This window comes from Dietzia massiliensis, assembly GCF_018390595.1.
GTDB classification, from domain to species: Bacteria; Actinomycetota; Actinomycetes; order Mycobacteriales; family Mycobacteriaceae; genus Dietzia; species Dietzia massiliensis.
This window is the reverse complement of record NZ_JAHBAV010000111.1, coordinates 1-2708: the sequence shown is the minus strand read 5'-3', so window position 1 is coordinate 2708 and position 2708 is coordinate 1. Positions and strand designations below refer to the sequence as shown.

Annotated in this window: 3 protein-coding genes; all 3 read right to left on the bottom strand. The window is 69.0% G+C overall.

What is annotated here, in order from left to right; genetic code table 11:
- Nucleotides 1-100: 100 nt before the first annotated feature.
- Complete coding sequence (locus KHA85_RS16265) at nucleotides 101-247, bottom strand: hypothetical protein (protein ID WP_236885828.1); 147 nt, start codon at nucleotides 245-247, stop codon at nucleotides 101-103.
- Between the two features lie 174 nt (nucleotides 248-421).
- Entirely contained in the window at nucleotides 422-1168 is a 747-nt protein-coding gene (locus tag KHA85_RS16260) for an ATP-binding protein (RefSeq protein ID WP_213186605.1), read from the bottom strand.
- On the bottom strand, nucleotides 1165-2708 hold a 1544-nt coding region (istA, locus tag KHA85_RS16255; protein ID WP_213186604.1), incomplete at its 5' end, for an IS21 family transposase. The genes istA and KHA85_RS16260, both read right to left, overlap by 4 nt.

Sequence of the window (2708 nt, the reverse complement as noted above, 5' to 3'; positions counted from 1 at the left end):
CAGGCGGGATCGTTGGCCAGGTCAATGACGGTCTGTCCGAACGCGGTCATCCGCAGCTGCGTGAACAGCGGCATGTCGGCGTCGGTGAGATGACGATTAGTCACTGCAGCTCCTCCTGCCCCGCGATGCCGGCGCTCGGGCGGCCGGTCAGGGCGGCGAGACTGAACTGCTCAGGCCCGGCCAGATGCGCCCCGGTGGTATCTCGCCGACCCGGCGGCGGCTCCAGCCGGTCCGTCGTAGCCGCCACCGCCGGCTGCGTGGTGGTGGGCCGGGCGGCGGCCTGGGTCCTCAGGGCCGCCAGCTGCCTTGCGTATTTGGAGGCATGGGGGCCACTGGATATTGCGTTTGGGGGCCAGCAGTATTGCCGTTGGGGGCCGGTGATCGCGTCTGTCGGGCCCACCGACCCCCTGCCGGTGTCTACTTACTGATTCGCGGCGGCATGCTCGCGCATGTTGTGCGTGCCGGTGTCGATCCAGAGGGTGTTGTGCACGATGCGGTCCATGATCGCGTCGGCGTGCACTCCGGAGCCGAGGCGTTGATGCCAGTCCTTCTTGGCGTACTGGGTGCAGAACACGGTGGAGCCGGTGTCGTAGCGGCGCTCAAGGAGCTCGAGGAGCATGCTGCGCATCGTCTCGTCGGGGTGGTCGAGAAGCCACTCGTCGATCACCAGCAGCGAGAATGCGGCGTACTTCTTCAGAAACTTCGTCTGCCCCTGGGGCTTGTCGCGGGCCAGGGCCCATGCTTCTTCCAGGTCGGGCATCCGGATGTAGTGCGCCCGGATCCGGTGCTGGCAGGCCTGCTTGGCCAGCGCGCAGCCGAGGTAGGACTTGCCCGAGCCGGTGAAGCCCTGGAAGACGACGTTCTGCTGGCGATCGATGAATGAGCAGGTGGCCAGCTGAGCCAGCACGGCCCGGTCCAGGCCCCGTTCCTCGATCAGGTCGACCCGCCGCAGGTCAGCGCCGGGGTAGCGCAGTCCGGCCCGGCGGATCAGGCCGTCAATCTTGGAGTGGTTGAAGCTCTCGTGGGCGTGATCGACGACCAGCTGCAGCCGTTCGCCGAAACTCATGCCGACCACGTGGTCGTCGTCCTGCGCCTCGACCGCCTCGAGCAGTGGCTGGGCGCCCATCTCGCGGAGCTTGCGCTTGGTCTCGTTATCGATGCTGCTCATCGGGCGCTCCTGGCGTAGTAGTCGGCGCCGCGGACGTACCCACCGGTCTCGCCCGGCTCGGTCCGCGGCGGCCGCAGGGCCGCGGTCTGGTCCTGGCCGGTGGCCAGAATCGGCTGGATATGCGCGTAGCGGGGTGAGCGCACCGGCCCGGTCAGCGCCAGGGCGCAGGCGGCGTCGACCCGCTCGGAGGAGAAGCGTCGCGAAAGGCGCAGCACCGCCAGGGCGGCGTCCAGGCCTTGCTCGTCGATAGCCACGGATTCGAAGATCCGGTTGACCACGATCACCGCCGCCGGCCCCACCCGCTCGGCCCACGCCCCCACTCGGGGCGCATCCCACTGCTGGTACTGGCGGCCGGCCGGCAGGTCGGCGTCGTTGGTGCGATACTCACCAGAGGCGCCAGCGGGCAGCAGAAGGTGGCTGGAGATCCGCTCGGTTCCGCGGTAGATCTCCAGTGTGCGGGCGGTGATCCGCAGATCGACTTTGGTGCCGATGTGCGCCAGCGGGGCGGAGTAGAAGTTGCGCTCGAACACCACGTGCCCGTTGCGGCCGACCCGGCGGCCGTAGAGCCACCGGCTGATCTCGAACGCCACCGCCGGCAGCGGCGTCAGCAGCGGCCGCTCCTCGTCGGTGAACACGCTCAGCCTCGAACCGGGGCGTTTCTGGAACGGCTCGCGGTTGTAGGCATCCATCCGCTCACCGATCGCCTCGGCCAACTCGGGCAGCGCCTGGAACGTGCGGTCCCGCAGGCCGGCGATGACCCAGGTCGCCACGTGCGCCACGGTGTTCTCCGTGCTGGCCTTGTCCTTCGGGCGCCGTATCCGCCCTGGTAGAACCGCCGCCGAGTAGTGGGCGGCCATCTCCCGGTAGGCGTCATTGAGGACGATCTCCCCTTCGCGGGGATGGGAGACCACACCGGTCTTGAGGTTGTCGCACACGATCCGCGGCACCGACCCGCCGAAGGCGGCGAACATCGCCACGTGCGCCCGCAGCCACGCGTCCTGCTGCATATCGGTCGACGGCCAGACGAAGGCGTACCGGCTGAACGGCAGGCACGCCACGAACAGGTACACCTTCCGCGTCGCCCCGGTTGCCGGGTCGGTCAGCTCCATCGTCGGGCCGGACCAGTCGACCTCGACCGTCTGGCCGGCCTTGTGCCCGACCCGCGAGGCGGCGCCGGTCACCAGCACATGGCGTTGGTAGGTCTTGCACCACCGGTCATAGCCCATCGCCGGTGCCCTGGTGGAGCCGCAGCGGTCGGTGTACTCGCCGTGCAGCAGCTTGAGCGTGACACCGACCCGGGCCATCTCACGGTGGACCTGCTCCCAGTCCGGCTGGGCGAACACGCTCTCGTGCTCCCCGCGACCCGGGAACAGGCGGGCATACACCTGCTCATCGGTGAGCTCGACGACGTCGTCCCAACTCGTCTCGGTCGCATCGGCGGCCTCCAGCACCGCCGCGATGCTCTTGCGGGACATGCCCTGCGACGCGGCGATCGCCCTGCCTGACAGTCCCTCGGCGCGAAGCTGCAACACGAGCTTCG